The sequence below is a fragment of the Candidatus Methylomirabilota bacterium genome, from assembly GCA_027293415.1.
GTDB lineage: Bacteria > Methylomirabilota > Methylomirabilia > Methylomirabilales > CSP1-5 > CSP1-5.
The window spans coordinates 1-19,490 of record JAPUFX010000182.1; the positions used below are offsets into that span (position 1 = coordinate 1).

The 19,490-nt window shown below is 59.9% G+C and carries 13 protein-coding genes and 1 tRNA gene; all 14 read right to left on the bottom strand.

All coding sequences use genetic code 11. The features are described from left to right. Positions 1 to 97 precede the first annotated feature (97 nt). A complete protein-coding gene (locus tag O6929_12520; protein ID MCZ6481206.1) occupies positions 98 to 1,255 on the bottom strand; it encodes a nicotinate phosphoribosyltransferase in 1,158 nt (385 codons plus the stop codon). Between the two features lie 253 nt (positions 1,256 to 1,508). Continuing rightward, complete coding sequence (rsmA, locus tag O6929_12525; GenBank protein ID MCZ6481207.1) at positions 1,509 to 2,375, bottom strand: 16S rRNA (adenine(1518)-N(6)/adenine(1519)-N(6))-dimethyltransferase RsmA; 867 nt, start codon at positions 2,373 to 2,375, stop codon at positions 1,509 to 1,511. An 11-nt stretch (positions 2,376 to 2,386) separates the two neighbouring features. Continuing rightward, positions 2,387 to 3,103 (bottom strand): tetratricopeptide repeat protein, encoded by a 717-nt coding sequence (locus tag O6929_12530; GenBank protein ID MCZ6481208.1) that lies wholly within the window; start codon positions 3,101 to 3,103, stop codon positions 2,387 to 2,389. Between the two features lie 10 nt (positions 3,104 to 3,113). After that, positions 3,114 to 4,007, bottom strand: coding sequence for an outer membrane protein assembly factor BamD (locus O6929_12535; protein ID MCZ6481209.1), 894 nt, complete (start codon positions 4,005 to 4,007; stop codon positions 3,114 to 3,116). A 112-nt stretch (positions 4,008 to 4,119) separates the two neighbouring features. After that, positions 4,120 to 5,370, bottom strand: a complete 1,251-nt coding sequence (gene clpX, locus O6929_12540) for an ATP-dependent Clp protease ATP-binding subunit ClpX (GenBank protein MCZ6481210.1) — start codon at positions 5,368 to 5,370, stop codon at positions 4,120 to 4,122. 18 nt (positions 5,371 to 5,388) lie between these two features. Continuing rightward, complete coding sequence (clpP, locus tag O6929_12545; protein MCZ6481211.1) at positions 5,389 to 6,009, bottom strand: ATP-dependent Clp endopeptidase proteolytic subunit ClpP; 621 nt, start codon at positions 6,007 to 6,009, stop codon at positions 5,389 to 5,391. Positions 6,010 to 6,055: 46 nt separating this feature from the next. Continuing rightward, positions 6,056 to 7,345 (bottom strand): trigger factor, encoded by a 1,290-nt coding sequence (tig, locus tag O6929_12550; protein MCZ6481212.1) that lies wholly within the window; start codon positions 7,343 to 7,345, stop codon positions 6,056 to 6,058. An 11-nt stretch (positions 7,346 to 7,356) separates the two neighbouring features. Further along, positions 7,357 to 7,441, bottom strand: a tRNA-Leu gene (locus O6929_12555). 414 nt (positions 7,442 to 7,855) lie between these two features. Beyond that, complete coding sequence (locus O6929_12560) at positions 7,856 to 9,490, bottom strand: HAMP domain-containing sensor histidine kinase (protein ID MCZ6481213.1); 1,635 nt, start codon at positions 9,488 to 9,490, stop codon at positions 7,856 to 7,858. A gap of 151 nt (positions 9,491 to 9,641) precedes the next feature. Next, positions 9,642 to 10,451, bottom strand: coding sequence for a FliA/WhiG family RNA polymerase sigma factor (locus O6929_12565; protein ID MCZ6481214.1), 810 nt, complete (start codon positions 10,449 to 10,451; stop codon positions 9,642 to 9,644). A gap of 26 nt (positions 10,452 to 10,477) precedes the next feature. Next, positions 10,478 to 11,803 (bottom strand): sigma-54 dependent transcriptional regulator, encoded by a 1,326-nt coding sequence (locus O6929_12570; GenBank protein ID MCZ6481215.1) that lies wholly within the window; start codon positions 11,801 to 11,803, stop codon positions 10,478 to 10,480. Between the two features lie 119 nt (positions 11,804 to 11,922). Next, positions 11,923 to 12,690, bottom strand: coding sequence for an ATP-binding protein (locus O6929_12575; GenBank protein MCZ6481216.1), 768 nt, complete (start codon positions 12,688 to 12,690; stop codon positions 11,923 to 11,925). 1,197 nt (positions 12,691 to 13,887) lie between these two features. Further along, positions 13,888 to 15,267 carry a sigma-54 dependent transcriptional regulator gene (locus O6929_12580; protein ID MCZ6481217.1) on the bottom strand — a complete coding sequence of 460 codons (1,380 nt, stop codon included), beginning with the start codon at positions 15,265 to 15,267 and terminating at the stop codon, positions 13,888 to 13,890. A 26-nt stretch (positions 15,268 to 15,293) separates the two neighbouring features. Next, a complete protein-coding gene (locus tag O6929_12585; protein MCZ6481218.1) occupies positions 15,294 to 18,854 on the bottom strand; it encodes a GAF domain-containing protein in 3,561 nt (1,186 codons plus the stop codon). Positions 18,855 to 19,490 lie beyond the last annotated feature (636 nt).

Consider the following 19,490-nt stretch of genomic DNA (forward strand, 5'->3'; position numbering starts at 1 on the left):
CGGCCGTGGCCCCTCCGCATGCAGTTCCCTCCCACCTCGATCCTGACCGCACCTCGATCACACTACAGGACCCTCGCCTCAGGCTTCCCCTAAGTCGTCACAGGGGGAGGTGCTCAAGCTCGTCTAGGACTCGGGACCGGATCTCTTGGGTGCTGGGGAGCTCTCGGATGAGCCGTCCCTGCCGGAGGAGGGGAACGAGCAGCGATTCGAGAGTACCGCCGCAGGGGCAGGAAGGGGAAGAGGTGTGGGCGGGGAGCACCCACCGCTCCCGGCAGCCGAGACACCGGTACACCGCCTTTCGCCCGGAACGCTTTCCCCGCTTGGCTCTGGCCTGTCCATCGATCTGGACGACATCCAGGGCGAAATTCATGACCGGCGCGTTCGAGATGGATGTTCCAACCCCATAGGCATCCGCCACCGGGTTCAGCTGCCGGATCTCCGACTCATCCAGACCCCCCGAGATGAAGAACTTCACCCAGGAAAACCCCCGAGAGTCCAGCTCCCATCGGACCTCCCTGAGGATCTCCAACATATTGCCCCGTCGGGAAGCCGGCGTGTCCAGCCGCACGGCGAACAGATGATCTCCGAGGGCTTCTGCCACCCGGACCGCCTCGAATTTCTCATCGTTAAACGTGTCGATGAGCACCACCCGCTTTACCCGCGGGTCGATGACCGTATCAAAGGCCTTGGCCGCCTCCACCGTATCTCCCAGGATCAAGGCCAAGGCATGCGGCATCGTTCCGACCGGCTCCTCCTTGATGAGCTCGGCCGATTTCACGACTGCCACCCCATCGCAGCCTCCGATAAACGCGTTCCGCTCGATCATGGGTGCGAGTGCGGGGTGCATCCGCCGGGCCCCGAAGCTGATCACGGTGCGGCCCTCAGCGATCTTCTTACACCGGGCCGCCTTGGTCGCAATCCCCGAGGCCTGACAGAGAAGACCGAGGATGGCCGTCTCGTAGTGTCCCCATTCCCGATAGATGCCTTCGATGGTAAGGACCGGCTCTCCGGTCCGAAACGACGCCCCTTCGAGGAAAGTGTCGACGTCGACGGGCAACCCCTCCAGCAGGCTAGTTACCTCTTCAATTCCGGCGAGGATGCCCCACGTCCGGGAATCGGGGAAGGCCTTTAAGGCCACCTCGGCGACTGCGGTGGCGTTGATTTTTTTCTGTTCGAGGATCTCGAGGGTCCTCAGGAAATAGACGTCGGTGACCCGACCCGCCTTGATGTCTTCTTCCCGTGCCATATGAAACATCCCTGCCTCCTATATCAGCAACCAGCAGTCAGCCATTTTGAAGCTATCAGCGATCGACTATCAGCCATCAGCAACCGCTGGAGCAGTCAGCGGTCAGCCGTCAGCTGTCCGCAGTCAGCCATCCGCTATCAGCAAACCCCCCTAGGAAGCCGTCTCAGCCTCCTAGCCTCCTGGCCTCCTGGCCTCCTGGCGTCCCAGCGTGCTGGCTGTGAACTATGAACCCTGAACCGTGAACTATGGCCCGCGAGAGCCATTAGACCGCCACACCCTTAATTTCCGCGAGGAGTTCATCTGCCAGTACCCGAAACTCCTGCAAGGTCAATGTCTCTCCACGGCGATGGGGGTCAATGCCTGTCCGCTTCAGGATCGCCTGAATTTCCTCCCGATCCAGAGAGACCCACCCTGATCGCATAAGGGAGTTCTGTAGGGTCTTCCGCCGGTGAGTAAAGGCGGTTCGGACCAGACGGAAGAATAGGGCGGGATCCCTTGGGGCTACGCGGGGTGCCGGGAGGGGCTCAAGTCTTAACAGCACCGAGTCGACCCGGGGCCTGGGATAAAAGGCGCTCCGAGGGACGCGAGCCACCATCCGAACATCGGCGTAATACTGGGCCAGGACGGTGAGTGACCCGTAGGTCTTCTTCCCAGGGGAAGCTATTAACCGCTTTGCCACCTCCTCCTGCACCATCAGGAGGAGGAGAGAAAAACAATTAGTTAGGTTAAGCAGGCGCGTGATGAGGGGAGTCACAATGGAGTAAGGCAAATTCGCGATGACTTTCCAGGGCCTCTCCTCCCCCAAGAGGTGCCCGAAGTCAAGACGCAGCGCATCGCCATGCACGAGGGTCACCTGCGTTTTGTCTCCAAGCACCTCTCGAAGGATCTGAAAGAGCTTGGGGTCGATTTCGACTGCGACGATCCGACGACAGCGCTCGCCTAAGGCATGGGTCAGCGTCCCGACCCCAGCCCCAATCTCCAAGACTCGATCCCCCCGGTGTACCTCCCCCGCTTTCAGGATGTTTCCCAGGATGTTTCGATCAACGAGGAAGCTCTGGCCCAAGCGTTTCTTGGGCCGAAGTCCATGGGTGGTGAGGAGCCGACGAGTCTCTGTCAGGATCGAGGTCATGGGCAGCGGGGTCAGTCTCCCGCCCCCCCCTCCCGGGCCCTGCGCAGGTAGATCTGGGCTAACACGTTGCCCGGATCGGAGGTCAAGGCCCTTTCCCAGACGGAAACAGCCTCGGAGGTCTCACGCCGCTGATAATGGAGAACCCCCAGCTGGACGAGGGCATCAGCATACGCGGGATGAAGCTCCAATGCCCGTTCCAGGGCGGCCTGTGCCCGGTCCGGATCTCCTGCCTCCATGTAACACCGAGCCAGGTTACAATGAAGATCAGGAAAATTGGGGGCTAAGGCGATGGCCTTTTCATACTCCTGAACCGACTGAGGATAGAGACTGAGTTCCTGGTAGGCCTTGGCAAGTTCTGCATGGGCATTGGCCAGTCGTGCTTGGGCATGCGTGGGGAGCGTAGGGGCCTTGGCCTGCTCTCGGTCTTTGGCCACCCCATACTCCTGAAGGGCATCGGTGTACGCCCCCATGTCGGCCAACGTGATAGCGAGATTGAGTCGCGCCTCGGTGTACGCGGGGTTGATGCTCAGGGCTTGGCGGAACAGTTCCACAGCCTTCTCCGGGACATTGCGCTGGGAATAGATGAAGCCCAACATATTGTAAATATTGGCATACAGAGGAGTTCGCTTGACAATTTCGAGGAGCAAAGCCTCCGCCTCGTCGTACCGCCCCGACTGAAATAGGACCGTCGCCTTTTGGATTTGCTGCCTTAACTGGGGGGGATCCATGTCGAAGGGATTACTCGATGGTGGGGGATCTCAGGGTGTTCCGGAAGGCGGCCTTAATTTCATCCCAGGATTCCTCGAAAAAGCCCCCTATTCCCCCACTGGATTCATCGGGGTACTTGTCGTCCTCGCTCGGCGCTTGGACCACCACCTGGACCCCGAGGCGGTCTCCAGCCTCCACCGCCCAACGAGAGTCGGGGTATTTCTCCAGGACCTGCCGGTAGACTGCTTCGGCCTTTTGATTCTCCTCAAAACGGGTGTAGGCCTCGCCAATATGGTAGAGGGCCTTGGGCTCGAGGCCCGTTCCGGGGTACTGGTCCAGGCACCACTGGAAGCGGCCTATGGCCGCCTTGTACTTGTCCCGCTTGAGGTAAAAGAGGCCAACATAGAATTCTTGTGCCGCCAGGCGGCGGCGGGCGATGAAGATTTTTGCCTTTGCATCTTCTCCGTACGGCGTGCCGGGGACTTCGGTAATTAGTCTTCGAAAGGCGACGACCGCCCGCCCGGTGGCGGTCTGATCCCGGCCCACCTTTTCCATCTGCTGGAAGTAACTGAGACCGATGTAATACAAAGCCTCATCCAGGCGCTCATGGCGAGGATGCAGTGCCAGGTAGCGTTCATACTCGACCCGTGCCTGTCCGTAATTGCCCTCTTCAAAGTAGGTTCGGGCAATCCCGAGTCGGGCTTCAGGCACGGCCGGGTTGTCGGGAAACTGGGTGACAAAGAGGCGAAGCTTCTCCCGAGCCTCTTTATACCGCCCCCGCATAAAATCGTAGTTGGCCCGCCAGAACAGACCCTCCGCGTCGGCCGCAGGCTGCAGGGAGGGACCACTCGAACAGGCCCCCAAGACGAGCGACAGCACCAGAAGAAGCAGAGCAATCGTCCAGATAGGTTGCTTTGAGGTCATGCACCACCCTCTGGGGATGGATACACATGCACAACAAAACCTACTGGACACAGCGTAGAGTGTCAAGAAAAAAGGGGGAAGAAAGCCCAAAACGATGCAAGCCAGGAAAAGGCTATGCCGTTTCGGCCTTCTTTTTGTGGTAGAGCAGGATGGGCCGTTTCCGCTCCATGATCGCTTCCCGACCGACGATGACTTCGGCCACCCCGGTCAGGGAGGGGATCTCGTACATGACATCCATCATGATATCCTCAAGGATTGACCGAAGACCTCGGGCTCCGGTGTCTCGGCGCACCGCTTCTTGTGCCACGGCCTGCACCGCCTCCTCGAGGACCGTCAGCTTGACCCCCTCGAAGCTTAAAAACTTCTGGTACTGCTTGAGGAGGGCATTCTTCGGCTCGACCAGGATCCGAATCAGGGCTGCTGCGTCGAGCTCGTGGAGCGCGGCCACCACCGGAAGCCGCCCGACCAGCTCGGGGATCAGACCGTATTTGAGAAGGTCCTCAGGCTGGACTTCGGCTAAGGTTTCCCCGATCCTCCTTTCGCGCCGCCCTTGAACGGTAGCCCGGAAGCCCATGGCCTTGTGGCCAATCCGGGCCTCGACCATCTTCTCCAACCCCACAAAGGCACCTCCACAGATGAAGAGGATATTGGTGGTATCTACCTGGAGATACTCCTGCTGGGGATGTTTCCGTCCCCCTTGGGGCGGAACGTTGGCGATGGTCCCCTCGAGGATCTTCAACAGGGTCTGCTGGACTCCCTCCCCGGACACATCACGGGTGATAGAGGGATTTTCGGATTTCCGGGCGATCTTGTCTATCTCGTCGATATAGACGATCCCCCGTTCCGCGCGCTCGATGTCGTAGTCGGCCACCTGAAGAAGACGAAGAATGATGTTCTCTACATCTTCCCCCACATATCCCGCTTCCGTGAGCGTCGTGGCATCGGCGATGGTGAAGGGAACGTCCAGGATCCTTGCAAACGTCTGGGCGAGCAAGGTCTTCCCCGAGCCCGTCGGGCCGATGAGGAGGATGTTGGACTTGGCAAGCTCTACATCGTCAAAACGGGCCCGGGCGCTGATGCGCTTGTAATGGTTATACACGGCTACCGCCAAAGTCCGTTTGGCCCGCTCCTGCCCGATCACGTACTGGTCCAAGATGGCCTTGATCTCTGCCGGCTTGGGAAGATCACCCAGGGCCTTGCCGCGCTCCTCCTCGAGTTCCTCGGCGATAATGTCGTTGCAGAGCTCGATACACTCATCGCAAATGTAGACAGTGGGGCCGGCAATCAGCTTGCGGACATCATCCTGGTTCTTGCCACAGAAGGAGCACGTCAGCTTTCCGCCCTGTTTGATCGGCTTGGCCATTTCCCTCTCCTGTTGTTTTTACCCGCGCACCAGCGTCTCAGTTGGAACCCCCCCCGCGTCCCGGGAGACGATCACCTCATCGAGGAGGCCGTACTCCTTCGCCTGATCGGCGGTCATGAAGAAATCTCGTTCCGTATCTCGCCGAATTTTCTCAAGGGTCTGGCCCGTGTGTGTGACAAGGATGCCGTTTACCTCATCTCGGACCCGGAGGATCTCCCGCGCCATGATGTCGATGTCCGTCGCCTGCCCCTGCACCCCGCCTAGGGGCTGATGAATCATGATCCGGGCATGAGGCAGCGAGTAGCGTTTCCCCTTCTTTCCCGCCGCGAGAAGGAGCGCCCCCATGCTGCTTGCCTGCCCCATGCAGATGGTCTCTATGTCGGGCTTGATATACTGCATCGTGTCGTAGACGGCGAGGCCTGCCGTGACGGAGCCACCCGGACAATTGATGTACATGTGGATGTCTTTCTCCGGATCCTCGGCTTCCAGGAAGATCATCTGGGCGATGATCAGGTTGGCATCGACATCGTCCATGGACTGCCCCAGGAAGACAATCCGATCCTTCAATAGGCGGGAAAAAATGTCGTAGGCGCGCTCTCCCCGGTTTGTCTGTTCCACTACCATGGGCACGAGATACATAGTCGAATCCCCTCTCCCCCCCCGGCCGGAACCGGGGCTCCTCCCTTTACGGGAGGGTAATGAGGTCATGATTGTCCAGAACCTTCGCTCGAGCAAAGAGAAAATTGAGGGCCTTCCGCTCAACGAGACTCGCCCCGAGCGCTTCCATGCGCCCTTCGCGGTCGAGGTGTGCCTTGAGCTCATCCGGCGTCTGGCCCGTTACCGAGGCGAGCCGCTCTACCTCGGCCTCCACTTCCTCGGGATCGACCGCAATTCCTTCTTGCCGGACGATGGCCTCCAGGATCAGGGTGTGCTTGACTCGCTTCCGGGCGGACTCTTCTACCTTCAAGCGGAAAGAGATGTCTCCCTCGAGTCGCTCTGGACGGGCCCCCACCGCGCGGGAAAACTCATGAAGAATCCCCTCCATCTCACGGCGGACCATACCTTCAGGGACGTCGAAGGGGTGGGCGGCCGCGATCTTCTCGACCACCTCCCACTTGAGTCGTTGTTCCTCCTCGCGCTCCTTTTTGTTGAGAAGCTCTTGACGAATCTTATCCCGGAGCTCTACCAACGTCTCGCACTCACCCACAGCCTTGGCAAAAGTGTCATCGAGGGGCGGAACCTTTTTCTTCTTGATCTCCTTCACGGTGAACCGAAACAGGATCTCCTTGCCCCGCAGGTCTTTCCTGGGGTCGTCGGGGGGAAAACTCACCGGGACATCTCGGACCTCCCCTTTTTGGACGCCCGCCAGCCGCTCGTCCACCCCTGGAAGCAACTGTCCCGCTCCTAGCTCCAAGGGAAAATCTTTCACCTGAAGGTCCTTCACGGGCTTCCCATGAAAGAAACCCTGTGCATCGACAATCACCCGGTCTTCCCTGAAGGCCGGCCAGCCCTCCATCGGGACATACTCTGCCGCTTGCTCCTGGAGGGCCTTGAGGTGGTCTTCCACCTCCTGGTCGGTGGCCTCCACCTTCTTTCGGGAGACCGTCACCCCCTGATAGTCTCTGATCTCGAGGAGAGGTTTGACCTCCACGACGGCCCGGTATCGGAGTGGCTCCCCCAGCTGAAAAGAGACCTCCTCGACGGTGGGAAGACCCACCGGGGCCAGTTGGGACTCCTCAAGAGCCTGCCGATAGGTGGACGGAATCACCTCCTGCAGGATCTCTTCCCGGATCTCGTCCTTGAACCGATGCTCGAGGATATCCCGGGGTACCCGCCCGCGCCGAAAGCCCGGAAGCGCGACCCGCTGCCCCAGCTTCCGATACACGCCCTCCACGGTGGGACGGACCGCTTCGGGTGGGACCTCCACAGTCAGGGCTCGCTTGCATCCCGATAGTTCTTCTACGCTAACCTTCATTGCTCCTTCACTGGTGCGAGAGGGGGGAGTTGAACCCCCACGGTTTTACCCACGGGATCCTAAATCCCGCGCGTCTGCCTATTCCGCCACTCTCGCTTTACCTCGCGCCTGAAGCACGAGAGCTCGCGAAAAGTCCCAATGAATATGCGTAGGCCACGAGGGGCCCGAACCGGCTGGTATCTCTTAGTATACCCCACACAACCCATTCTCAGCAACTACCCAGACATGAGGGGAAGTCACGACGCCCGTAATCCGCCCTGGACCGAGATCTTCTCGTTGGAGGATTGTAGCAATAACGGCTGCCCTCTGCGAGGGAAGCCCCCGGACAACGCACGTGGACGCCGATGAGACGGCCATGATCGTTTCGCAATCCAAAACGTTTAGGGTAGGAGGGTCGGGATGTCAAGTAGAAAGTTGGGTGGGGGGATTTCTCTGGTTTTGGTCTCGACCGGGGCTGAGGGGTTTAAATCATCGAGAGCCGCGGTGGCCGCTTATTCAGGAATCCTGACTCTACCTCGGAAGAGTAAACGTGAAGGTGCTTCCCCTTCCCACCTCGCTCTCGACCCAGATTCTCCCCCCGTGAAGCTCCACCAGCTTTTTGGTCAGGGCCAACCCTAAACCAGTCCCCTGCAGCTGGCGCTGGTGTGAGCCTGCCACCTGCTCAAATTCCAGAAAGATCCGCCCCTGATCCTCTGGACTAATCCCGATCCCGGTATCCTGCACGCGGATTTCTACGAAATCTCCGCGTGGTTCATGGTTCATGGTCGATGGTTCATGGTCAGGTTCCTTCGATTCCTGAACCCTGAACGCTGAACCCTGAATGCATCGGGCGGAGACCGCTACAGTTCCGCCAGCTGGGGTAAACTTGATGGCATTCGAGAGGAGATTGTACATGATCCGCCTCAGTTGCACATGGTCGCACCAAATGTAGACGGTGTCCGGCTCCACGCTGAGGGTCATAGGCAAGTCCTTCTTCGCAGCGAGGGGCCTTACCATATCGATATAGGCCTTCAGGCTTTCCTCGAGGGGGACCGCCTGGGGATAAAGCTCCATCCTGCCCGCTTCAATCTTGGAAAGATCCAGGATGTCATTGATCAGGGCCAACAGGTCCTGACCACTCGTAAGGACGTGGTTCACGTACCGAGCCTGCTTCTCGTTCAAGGGGCCAAAGGCCTGGGTCAGGAGCAAGTCCGAGAAGCCAATGACGGCATTCAATGGCGTTCGGAGTTCATGAGACATGTTGGCCAAGAATTGGGATCTATGTCGGGAAGCCTCCTCCAATCGTTCGATAAGCATCTGGAGCTCCTGGGTTCGTTCCCCCACCTTGGCCTCCAGATCCTCTGAATACTCCTTGAGATCTTGATAGAGTCGGGCTTTTTCGACGGCTACCGCGGCGTGGTTTAGGAGGATGGTTAGGATCCGGATCGTGTTATCATTGAATATCTCGGGGCCGAGGTGGTGCAGCGCGAACAGGCCGATGACTATATCACGGCTGACGATCGGGAGGTATAGCGACGGCAATTTCCCGTCTCCCGTATCCGTGGCGAGGATCGGCCTCTTCTCGGACACGGCACGACGCACTGCATCCTGTTGGAAGGGGAAGGTGACAGACAAGTCACGCTCGTCTCCGGAAGTTGCGTCCCCCCCATCTCTTGAGCACCCGGCGGTTTTCACCTCGAGCGAGCCGGAGGCAGCGTCCATGAGCATCAGCGTGCATCCCTCTGCCTTGATCCGCTCCAGGACACTGTCCACCAGGGCCCGACATGTGCTGTCCAAGTCCACTGCATCCCGGAGGACATCGGAGGTCCGACGGATGTGAGTGAGCTCCTCGATCTTTTCCTCATAGCGTCGGGAGATTTCAGTCAGGGTCTTGGCGTACAGGTTCCTCTCACGCTGTAACTGAGCGATCACTTCGCCATGAGCGGGCCTGGCCCGACGGGAGCCCCCCGACTCGCGGTCCAGGGGGACTCTCTCGGAAGGGAGGATCTGCCCTGGACCCTCCGAAGAGATATCCGCCACCATAGTTATTTCCCCCCGGGGGGGACCATCCCCCCGAAGCATACTGCTTGCCTCACCGTCCACGGCCGCCCCGTCGATCGCCAATCGTGCGGCTCCATCGGACGTCCGCCCCCGACGCCCTGTCATCCAGGCATCGGGGCGGTCTCCCCAAAGGGTGTGACACCCCTTCCTCCGAGACGTTGCCGAAGCCGTTCGCAGAGCTCGACATCTCCCCAACGGGCGCGGGGCGCCGAGGATAGCAGACGCCCCGCGGTTCACCCCTGAAGGGCAATCGCCCTTACATGAGATCCTGACGTCCGATCCCGTGGTGGCGAAGGCGCGTCCGGAGCCGGAGAACCGCCGAGCTGTGGAGCTGTGACACGCGGGATTCGGATACGTCCAAGACCGCCCCGACCTCCTTCATCGTTAGACCCTCCTGATAGTAGAGCCCGATGACCATCTTCTCATCCGAGGGGAGGGTGTCGATGAGTTGCCCCAGCAGAGCCTGGCGTTCCCTGACCAGGAGGTCCCGTGGCAGACCATCACTCCCAGGATCCCCCATCGGATTGGGGATTAAATCTGCCTCGTCTTCAGCCCAGGCGGTCCGCCGGTCATTCAAGGAGAACGCCCTGAAGCCGTTCCCTTCGCCAAGCATCTCATAGTACGCTTCCAGACTCAGTCCAAGATGGGCGGCTACCTCCTCATGCTCAGGCTGGCGGCCCAGCTGCTGCTCTAAAGCCACTAAAGCCCTTTCGATCCCCTTCGCCTTTTGCCGGGCCGAACGCGGCAGAGGATCCAGCTTTCGCAGCTCATCGAGGATGGCACCCCTGATTCGGGGCTGGGCGTACGTTGAGAAATCGACCCCATGATTCGGATCAAAGCCGTCGACGGCCAGGAGGAGGCCCACGATCCCCGGGCTTTCGAGTTCCTCCATCCGGATGTGCGAGGGGAGACAGATGCGCATCCGCCCGGCGACAAATCGTACCAGGTGAACGTAGCGCTTGATGAGTGCCTCCTTCAGGCAGGGATTCCGGGTCTGACGATATCCCTGCCAGAGGGCCGTGATTTCCTCCTTCCCTTCTCGTGCGATTCCAGTGGCTCTTCGCATGTGAGAACCGAGGGTCTACCCTTTCCCTACCGCCGCTTCCCGACGCCCCGCCGGTACTCACGAAGCCTGTTTCGGATGGTCCTGACCGAGAGCCCGAGCAGCTTGGCCGCTCGGGTCCGATTCCCCCCTACCCGCTCCAAGGTCTCCACGATGAGCTGCCTCTCCATTTCCCGGAAAGAGCCCGGCGCAATCGAGGAAGTATTCTCGTCGAGGGAAAGGCCCTCAGGCCGAATCGTGTCCCCATCGGTAAGCAGGACCGCCGCATGGAGGCAGTTCTCCAATTCGCGGATGTTGCCTGGCCACGAATAGCGCTCGAGCCTGCTCATTGCCGCCTTGGAGACCTTCAGAACCTGACCGCCCCGGCTGTACTTCGCCAAGAAATGGTCTACGAGAATGGGGATGTCGCCAGGGCGTTCTCTCAGGGGAGGAAGCGTTACGGCCACAACTTTGAGGCGGAAATAGAGATCCTGCCGGAAGCGGCTTGCCCGAACCTCCTCCTGGAGGTTTCGGTTGGTGGTGGCCACCACCCGCACGTCAACCTTTACCGGCCTGTTCCCCCCGACCCGATCAACCTCCCCCTCCTGAAGGGTGCGCAGGAGCTTGGCTTGAAGGGGCAGGGGAGTTTCCCCGGCCTCGTCCAAGAGCAGGGTGCCTCGATGGGCGGCCTCGAACTTCCCAATGCGGCGGGAAATGGCTCCTGTGAAGGCCCCCTTCTCAAAGCCAAAGAGCTCAGATTCCAAGAGGGTTTCCGGGATGGCGGCACAGTTCACCACACCGAAAGGACCGGGGCGCTTACTCCAAGCGTGGACCGCCCGGGCCACCAATTCTTTCCCTGTCCCACTCTCGCCCTGGATTAACACGGTGGCAGAGCTCCCCGCCACACGCTCGAGTGTCATGAGGATTCCCCGGACCTTGGGATCACGGCTGACGAACCCCGCCACCGAATGGACGGGGCCTTCCTCCCGCCGCACCAGCGCCCCCTGACCACCTGGGCCCAAGGTACGATCGAGGATCTCCTCCACCTTGGTCATTGAAAAGGGCTTCATCAAGAAATCAGTAGCCCCTTCCTTCATAGCTTGGACGGCGGTCTCCACCGAACCATAGGCGGTCATCACGATGACCAAGATCTCCGGCCGGACGGCCTTCACCCGCCTCAGGAATTCCAATCCATCCATTCCCGGCATCCGCATATCGGAAAAGATCAACCGGCTTGGAGACCGCTCAAGCTGGCACAAGGCCTCCCTCCCGCTCCCGACCGAGGTGGCCTCGTAGCCCAAGCGCTGGATCGTCGTCGAGAGGGACCGACACATCAACGGCTCGTCGTCAACCACCAGGACTTGGTGAGGTATCATCTTAGATTCCTCCTTTAGGCCTGTCTGAAACTACCGCTTGCGGTTTCATGCCGTGTCAGGATCTGACCTCTGGTGGTACCACCTCAACGTCCGGGACCAGTGTCAAGAGCCCAGAAGTCTTATCGAACATGGATCACTTCCGTTGGGTCCGGGAATACGATCGTGAATATCGTCCCGCGGCCAAGTTCACTTTCCACCTGGATGGCCGCCCGGTGCTGGTCCAGAATCCGCCGAACGAGGGCCAGACCCAACCCCGTCCCCCGGGCCTTGGTGGTGAAGAAGGGTTCAAAGATCCGGTTCAGGTGCTCTGGTCGGATCCCCATCCCCGCATCTTCGACACGCACCTCGGTCCTTCTCGTGCTTGATTTCCCACCACTCACTCGGGTGGAGATTGTCAGGTGCCGATCCTCGGGCATTGCCTGGACCGCGTTCAAAATAAGGTTCAAAAACACTTGCTTGAGGAGCTCCCTGTCAGCACGGGTCACTGGGTCGGCAGGAGCATATTCTTTCACCAGCGTGATCCGCTTTTCCTTTAGGGCATATCCGGCGCAGACGATGGCTTCGTCGAGAACGGCGTGGAGGGCGACTTGGGCAAAGAGGGGTCGACAAGGATGTGCAAAGGTCAACAGGTTTGTTACGATGCCATTAAGGGCGGTGACCCCCTCGATGAGAGTTTGGGCCAGATCCCGCCGCTGCACGTCGTCCTTCAGCTCGGCTACCAGGATGTCGGCACACAGCTCGACACTCCCTAAAAGGTTACGCATCTCGTGGGCAAGGGTAATCGCCATCTCTCCGAGGGCCGACAAAACACTCGCCCCCTCCCGTTCACCCTGGCCCCCACGCTGGTCCACGAGATTGTGGCGTACGGAGAGCGTCTTGGGCGTCATTTTTCCCTCCCGCGGAGGGAGGCACTGTTCAACTCCTGGCTCGTCTCTAAGACGCGTTTCATGGAGAGAGAACAGGCCTCTTTTCGATGGGACGAAAGGCGACCAACGTCCCCGGGGCGAGTGGCAGGATCGTTAATGATCAATGTTCGGCCCCAAAGTAGGTGCAACGCTGACAGTGACAAATTCGAGGTGCACGGTTTTTCTTCGGACTTCGACGCCCCGGCCCCCTGTAGGAGGCAACGATCATGCCACACCGCCAACAGCGGTACGTCCTGATTTACCAGCCCAATTCGAGTGAACGGCCAAGAACGGGAGAAGAAGCAGGACGGCAAGGCATGCCGGGCTAGGAAAGTTTGACCTCCCTCGCCAGCGGCCCGATAACAGATATGTCCCGGGTATCCGTGTCTTCCGCCCATGCCACCGCTCACCGCTTTTTGGAGAACCAGTCCTTCTCCCGCCTCCAACCGCCGAGTCTTTCCATCCGTGTCCGGCAACAGGAGCTCCAAGAAGAAGGTGATACGATCCGTTGAGGAAACGCGTTGAAGGGGGATGTCTCTTCACGATAGTGAACGATGGTCGGCTTGAGTCCGATCAACCTCACCCCCAGACTGACAGCCTCCTTCCTCACTCTACGCGAGCTGCTTGGACATTCTTTGGTTCTTTCTTCCTTTCTTTCGATCAGGCCCGTCTCCTTTTGGCGCCGTTCTCTGCCAACTTGTCCTGCCAACTTGTCTTGTCAACTTGTCGTGTCAACTTGTCTTAATATCTCCTGAGCCACGACCATGTTCCGAAGCACGGAACGTGCCATTGGCGAGGGATTTCTCAAATGATCAATTTCAGAAGAGTTTATCGTGCGACCGGTCTGTTACGCCAAGAGAGGGAAGCAAGAGGGTGTCATCAATTCGATGGCAGGTGTAACAGGTGAAGGAGTGAAAATGGCCAAAGATCGCGAGTTTTGCTGAGGGAGGGTAATGCAGATAAGTGCCAGCTTTTTGCTGGCACCCTAGCCCGGATTATTCATGAAGAGGTGAATAGTCCGACATAGGGGCTTCGACTCCGCCCCGCGTTTGCGAGGCGTCGCTCAGGGCTAGCCTTGAGCAGGCCGCGGGAGCGGCCTGTCGAAACCTGCTGGTGCGGCCGAGCCCGCACCTGCAGGCGCATTATTCACGAAGGCACTCCGTTCGTGAATAATGCGGGCTAGCGATACTTCTTCGAGTGAATCCCGGCCCGCTTCATGAGCCGCTGAAAAGACTGCCGTTCGAGTCGGCATTCATCGGCGGCTTTCGTGACGTTGCCCTGGGTTCTGAGAAGCGCGGCAGCCACATACTTTTTATTGAATGCGTCCAAGGCCGTTTGGCGTGCGTGCCGATAGGGAAGGGCAAGATCTGAAATTTGAGCGCTAGCCTGAGGAAGCTCGGGGGGTAAGATGTCTTCCGGCGTGAGGGTCCCCTTTTGACTGAGAATCAATCCCCGTTCGATCACGTGCTCGAGCTCGCGAACGTTCCCCGGCCAGTCATGTTGGAGCAACCACGCCAGGGCCTCAGGAGCAATCGATGGAACCCCTCTCCCCAGGCGCTGGGAATGCTTCTTGAGGAAATGATCAGCCAGCAAGAGAATATCCTCTTTCAGGTCCCGTAAGGGGGGAAGCACGATCGGGATCACGTTCAGCCGGTAGAAGAGGTCCTCACGAAATTCCCCCGCTTTTACCTTCGCCCGGAGGTCCTGATTGGAGGCGGCAATAACCCAGGCGTCTACCCGCTTCACTTTCGTCGATCCCACTGCCATAAATTCCCCTTCCTGGAGCACGCGGAGCAGCTTCCCCTGAAAGGCCGGGCTGACATCGCCAATCTCATCGAGGAAAAGGGTTCCACCATCCGACTCCTCCACGAGGCCCCGCTTGTCCTTGATGGCCCCCGTGAAGGCACCTTTGACGTAGCCGAATAGCTCGCTCTCCAAAAGGGCTTCCGGGAGTGCCGTACAGTTGATGGCGACGAATCGACGCTCCCGTCGAGGGCTCAGCAGATGGAGTGCACGGGAGACCAACTCCTTCCCCGTTCCGCTCTCCCCCGTGATGAGGATAGGGGCGGAGGCCGGGGCGACCTGCCGGATGAGTTCTCGTACCTTCACCATGGCCGGACTCCGACCGATAAGCTGCTCCAAACTGTCCCGCTCGATCCGGTCCCGGTGCAGATACCGTCGCTCTTCCAGAAGCCGGACCCGTTCCAGGGCCCGCTCGACCCGCATCTGGAGCTCGTCCTGCTCAAAGGGTTTGGTGAGGTAATCGTAGGCCCCGTGGCGCATGGCCTCCACGGCCGTCTCGATGGTTCCGAAGCCTGTGATCATGATGACCGAGAGCTCAGCGTTGATCTCCTTGATCCGTTGCAGGAGGCTCAGGCCATTCATCCCCGGCATGACCAGATCGCTCAGGACCAGATCCAAGGGCGTCTGCCTGATCCGCTTGAGGGCCTCCTCGCCATTCTTGGCCGTCCACACCTCATACCGGTCGGAGTCCAGGCTCCCCCGGACGAGGGTGAGGAAGTCCCTTTCATCATCCACCACTAGGATGTGCGCCTTCATGTTCTGCACCTCGCCGGGAAAAAGGTTTACCGTTCGACAGTCTGGATATTGGACTCCGGGGTCTCGAGCTGCGGGAGGAGGATGCGGAAGGTGCTCCCCCACCCGACTTTGCTCTCGACCTCGATGCGGCCCCCGTGATCTTCAACGATCCTGGCGGTGAGCGATAGCCCTAGCCCCATCCCCTTGCCGGCCGGTTTCGTCGTCACGAAGGGGTCGAAGATCCCCCGCAGGTGCTCCGGGGCGATCCCGACCCCCGTGTCTGTTACGGCGACCTCCACGATGTCCTTCTGCTTCACCTGGCTTGTAATCGTAAGGGTGCCTCCCTCCGGCATGGCATCGGCTGCATTTGTCGTCAGGTTAAGAAGCACCTGGCCGAGGAGCCTTCGATCGGCCGAGAGCGGGGGGAGGTGGGGGTCCGGAATCAGTCTCACCTGCACCTTCAGAGAGGCCAGGTTAGGTTCAAGGGGTTCGAGAGTCTCTTGGATGAGTTGATTGAGATTGACCAGCTCCCGCTTTAGGGGGAGCGGGCGGGCGAGATGACGAAGGTCTTCCACGATCTGCCGGCACGCCCGGGATTGCTTTTCAATGAGCTTGAGGTCGTGATAGGTCTCGCTGTGGGGATCCGCCCGCTTGAGGAGAAGCTGGGAAAATCCCAAAATGACGCTCAACGGGTTGTTGATCTCGTGGGCCACCCCAGCCGCCAGGTGTCCTAACATGGCCAGCCGTTCTCTCTGCCGTTCGACCGTAATGTCCCGGATGACGAGAATCGTCCCGGCGGTGAGCTCAGCCGGGACAGCCTCCCACGGCTGAATGGGGAAGGCAGTCAAAGCAAGGATCCGACTCGACGTAGGAACGCGGGCTTCGGCCGAGGCGAGCTGCTTCGTCTGCCAGGCCACACAGTGAGGGCAGGGCGCCACCAACTCCAGCCGCTTGGCCACGTCGTGCCAGGCAGTGCCGATGAGCCCTTTGAGGGGGGCCTCCCATAAGGTGCCGAATGCATTGTTCGCCCGCACCAGGGTACCCCGCTCATCTAAAAGGGCGATCCCATCGGCGATAGTATCGAAGGTGATATCCCACTCCCGTTTGGCCTTCGCGATCTGCTGGAAGAGGCGGGCGTTCTCAATGGCGATTGCCGCCTGGTCCGCAAAGGCCATAGCCAGATCCACGTCTTCCTGGGTGAAGTAGCGGCTCGCCTTGCTCTGGATGGCCAGGACTCCGATGACCCGATCACCCCTCCGCACGGGCACGAGCATGACACTCCTGACGCCGAGTCGGAGTGCGGCCACTCTGTGCTCCTCCAACCACGGTGAAGGGACACTGGCATCGTGCAGGCAGAGGGGCCGATTTTCTGCCGCGACCCGTCCACTGAGACTCTCCCCGAGCTTTAGCTCGGAGCGGAGCATCACGTGGCGAGCTACCCCGCTGACCGCCCGGATCACCAGGCGATCTCCCTCCAGCAGGCGAAATCCCGCCCCGCCGGCCTCCAGGAGGCGGGCGGCCTCCTCCGTGATGGTTTGGAGCATCTCATCAATCTGCGTGGTCGCGCCGATCTTCGTGTTGATCTCCAACAGGGTGGCGAGGCGATCCTTTCCCCGAAGGCTCTCCTCGAAGAGCCGGGCGTTTTCAAAGGCGGTCCCAAGCTGGTTGCCGATGGCGGTCAACAGATCGATCTGGGTCGGAGTGAATCGGTGCGGGACGTGGCTCAAGATGCTAATCACGCCGACCACCCTCGCCCGGGACCGGATCGGGATGCTGGCGAGGGAGCAAACTCCTTCCCGCTCGGTCACGTCTGTGAGGTGAGGATACTGCCCGATGTCCTCGACGATGACAGGCTCGCCCCGCTGGAAGGTCTTCCCGGCAACTCCGGCTCCCAGCCTGAGATGGTGCATACCGGCCAGATACCCGGTCCTGATCCCCCGGTGCGCGGCCACGACCAGCGCCAACTCGCGCTCGTCCCAGAGGCGGATTATGCCCGCCTCGACCTCTACCGCTTGCAGCACTGCATCGAGGGAGGCCTCTAGGATCTCGTGCAGGTTCAGGGAGCGGTTCACGGTTTGGGCCACCCGATTGAGCGCCACCAAGCCCCGATTCTGCAAACGGATCTCCTGGAAGAGTCGGGCATTCTCAAGCGCGATGGCCGCGTGGCGCGCATACATTTCGACAAGTTCGATCTGCTCCTGGCTGGGTCGATACGGTTTGTTAAAGCACGTCGCCAATGTTCCAAGGATGCGACCGCGACTATCCCGAAGGGGAACGGACCAGATCGCCCGGATTTCATATAGCTCTAACAGATCTAGATACGGGATCGTCACAGGGTCGATCCTGGTGTTCTCGACCATGACCTCTTCATGTCTGTAAGCGGTCGGTCCAATAAGGACGCAGGCGATAGCGTGGACATATTCATCCGGGAGGCCAATGGTAGCGCCACGGACGAGTTCTTTGTTTTCCTCATCAACAATGAGCACAGCGCTCATCTCTGTGCCGCATGTCTGGGCCACCGCACTGACGATGGGATGCAGGATGAGAGAGAGGTCGGGGTCAGAGGTCAGCTGTGCTGCTACTGACTCAATCCTCTTGAGCTCATGCGTCAGGGTTTGCTCTCGCTTCAGGCGCCTCTGGGTTTCCTGCAATAGGCGAGCGTTTTCGATGGCAATGGCCGCCTGGGCGGCGAGAGAGCCGAGGAGGATGAGCTGGTCTGGGTCAAAGGATTGGGGGTCCCGTCGGGCAGCGGTGAGGACTCCCACGGCCGACTGGCCGACCAATACGGGGACGGCTGCTTTGGCACAGATCCCATTCTCGTGGCCCCCATCCTGGTGCAGGAATCGGGGGTCGGTCCCCGACGCACCCGTTGCCAGGGTCTCTCGGCGTTCGAAGGCCAGCCCCTCCATCCCTTCAGCGGGCCGAAGGACCTGCCGATGATATGCCACCAGATCCGGATCGCCCGCCGATGCCGCGAGGTGGAGCACCTTCGTGGCCTCGTCCCAGAGCCAGAGCCGAGCGACCTTGACGCCGAGGAGACGGACTGTTGCGCCTACCACAAAGTTTAACACTTGCTGGAGATCGAAAGAGCCACTCAGCGTGCAGCTCAACGTTGCGAGAGCATCCAGGTGTTTGGTTTTCGTAGCCAGCTCACGGGCGTACCCTTGTAGTTCCGCCTCTGCACGTTTGCGTTCGATGGCATACCGCATGGCGCGCACCAGCAGGTTACTGTCGATCTCCCCCTTCACCAGATAATCCTGAGCCCCCTCTTGGACCGCCTTGACGGCCACCGCCTCGTCGTCCAAGGTGGTCAGCACAATGATCGGCACCTGTGGTGCTCGAGCACTTGCTCTGACGAGTGTCGTCAGCCCCCGGCTATCCGGCAGCGAGAGATCCAGTAGCACCACGTCGACCCCGTCTGTGGCGAGGTGCTCGAGTCCGGGCACGAGCCGATCAACCCATTGCACGTCGATCGGAGCGGTCGTCACCTCGGCCAACGTCTCCCGAATCATGTGAGCATCGCCGGCGTCATCCTCGATCAACAGGACTCTGATCGGGGTCTCTCTCATGACCTTGAATCCCGTGGGAGTTTCACGATTGTCAATCACAAATCCTCGACGCACTTCACCGCCCTGAGAGACAGGTCCAGGCCCCGCGACATGGCGCAAACCGCGGTGAGGCCGCAGGGTGTGAGGAAGACGAGGAACCAAATAGGGATGACGCGATGAAAGGTAAGTTTGAATGCAAGCGGGAATATTCTGGAGAGAATTCGGGCGCACGCACCCAGCTGGTGGCGCAGTTTGGCCTGAGGAGACGAGACGCTACCTCCCCGGGCATCACGTTGTTGCGTATGGAGAAAGGCATGTTCGCGCTCGGGCATACTAAGGCCTGCGTCACGACCTCACGACGGCGACCGATTATGGATCGGCCCTCGCCCGAGAGGGTACCGCCGCTCGGTTGAGTCGGCGACCCTCGTGCCCCTCTTTGATGCTGCCACGGGATCCCCTCGGCTTCGCGGCTGGATGGGGGCTCATGGCCTTGTGCCCGGGACCCTCATGGTTCTTTGCCTTTTTTGATGCGCGTTGCCGCGTGTCTCGCTCGGAGCCGGAGGTGGTTTGCAAGACACGAGCCAGCCCCACACCTGACGGCGGTACAAACAAAAATCAATCGTTACCACCGAAGATCCCACTTCTCGAGCTGTTCTCGATGGCCTGTAAAGCCAAGGACATTGTACCCATACCCAT

Bases quoted from the DNA above. Each gene is read 5' to 3' on its own strand.
- O6929_12520 (MCZ6481206.1), bottom strand. From the start codon at position 1,255: ATGTTTCATATGGCACGGGAAGAAGACATCAAGGCGGGTCGGGTCACC.
- rsmA (MCZ6481207.1), bottom strand. From the start codon at position 2,375: ATGACCTCGATCCTGACAGAGACTCGTCGGCTCCTCACCACCCATGGA.
- O6929_12530 (MCZ6481208.1), bottom strand. From the start codon at position 3,103: ATGGATCCCCCCCAGTTAAGGCAGCAAATCCAAAAGGCGACGGTCCTA.
- O6929_12535 (MCZ6481209.1), bottom strand. From the start codon at position 4,007: ATGACCTCAAAGCAACCTATCTGGACGATTGCTCTGCTTCTTCTGGTG.
- clpX (MCZ6481210.1), bottom strand. From the start codon at position 5,370: ATGGCCAAGCCGATCAAACAGGGCGGAAAGCTGACGTGCTCCTTCTGT.
- clpP (MCZ6481211.1), bottom strand. From the start codon at position 6,009: ATGTATCTCGTGCCCATGGTAGTGGAACAGACAAACCGGGGAGAGCGC.
- tig (MCZ6481212.1), bottom strand. From the start codon at position 7,345: ATGAAGGTTAGCGTAGAAGAACTATCGGGATGCAAGCGAGCCCTGACT.
- O6929_12560 (MCZ6481213.1), bottom strand. From the start codon at position 9,490: ATGACAGGGCGTCGGGGGCGGACGTCCGATGGAGCCGCACGATTGGCG.
- O6929_12565 (MCZ6481214.1), bottom strand. From the start codon at position 10,451: ATGCGAAGAGCCACTGGAATCGCACGAGAAGGGAAGGAGGAAATCACG.
- O6929_12570 (MCZ6481215.1), bottom strand. From the start codon at position 11,803: ATGATACCTCACCAAGTCCTGGTGGTTGACGACGAGCCGTTGATGTGT.
- O6929_12575 (MCZ6481216.1), bottom strand. From the start codon at position 12,690: ATGACGCCCAAGACGCTCTCCGTACGCCACAATCTCGTGGACCAGCGT.
- O6929_12580 (MCZ6481217.1), bottom strand. From the start codon at position 15,267: ATGAAGGCGCACATCCTAGTGGTGGATGATGAAAGGGACTTCCTCACC.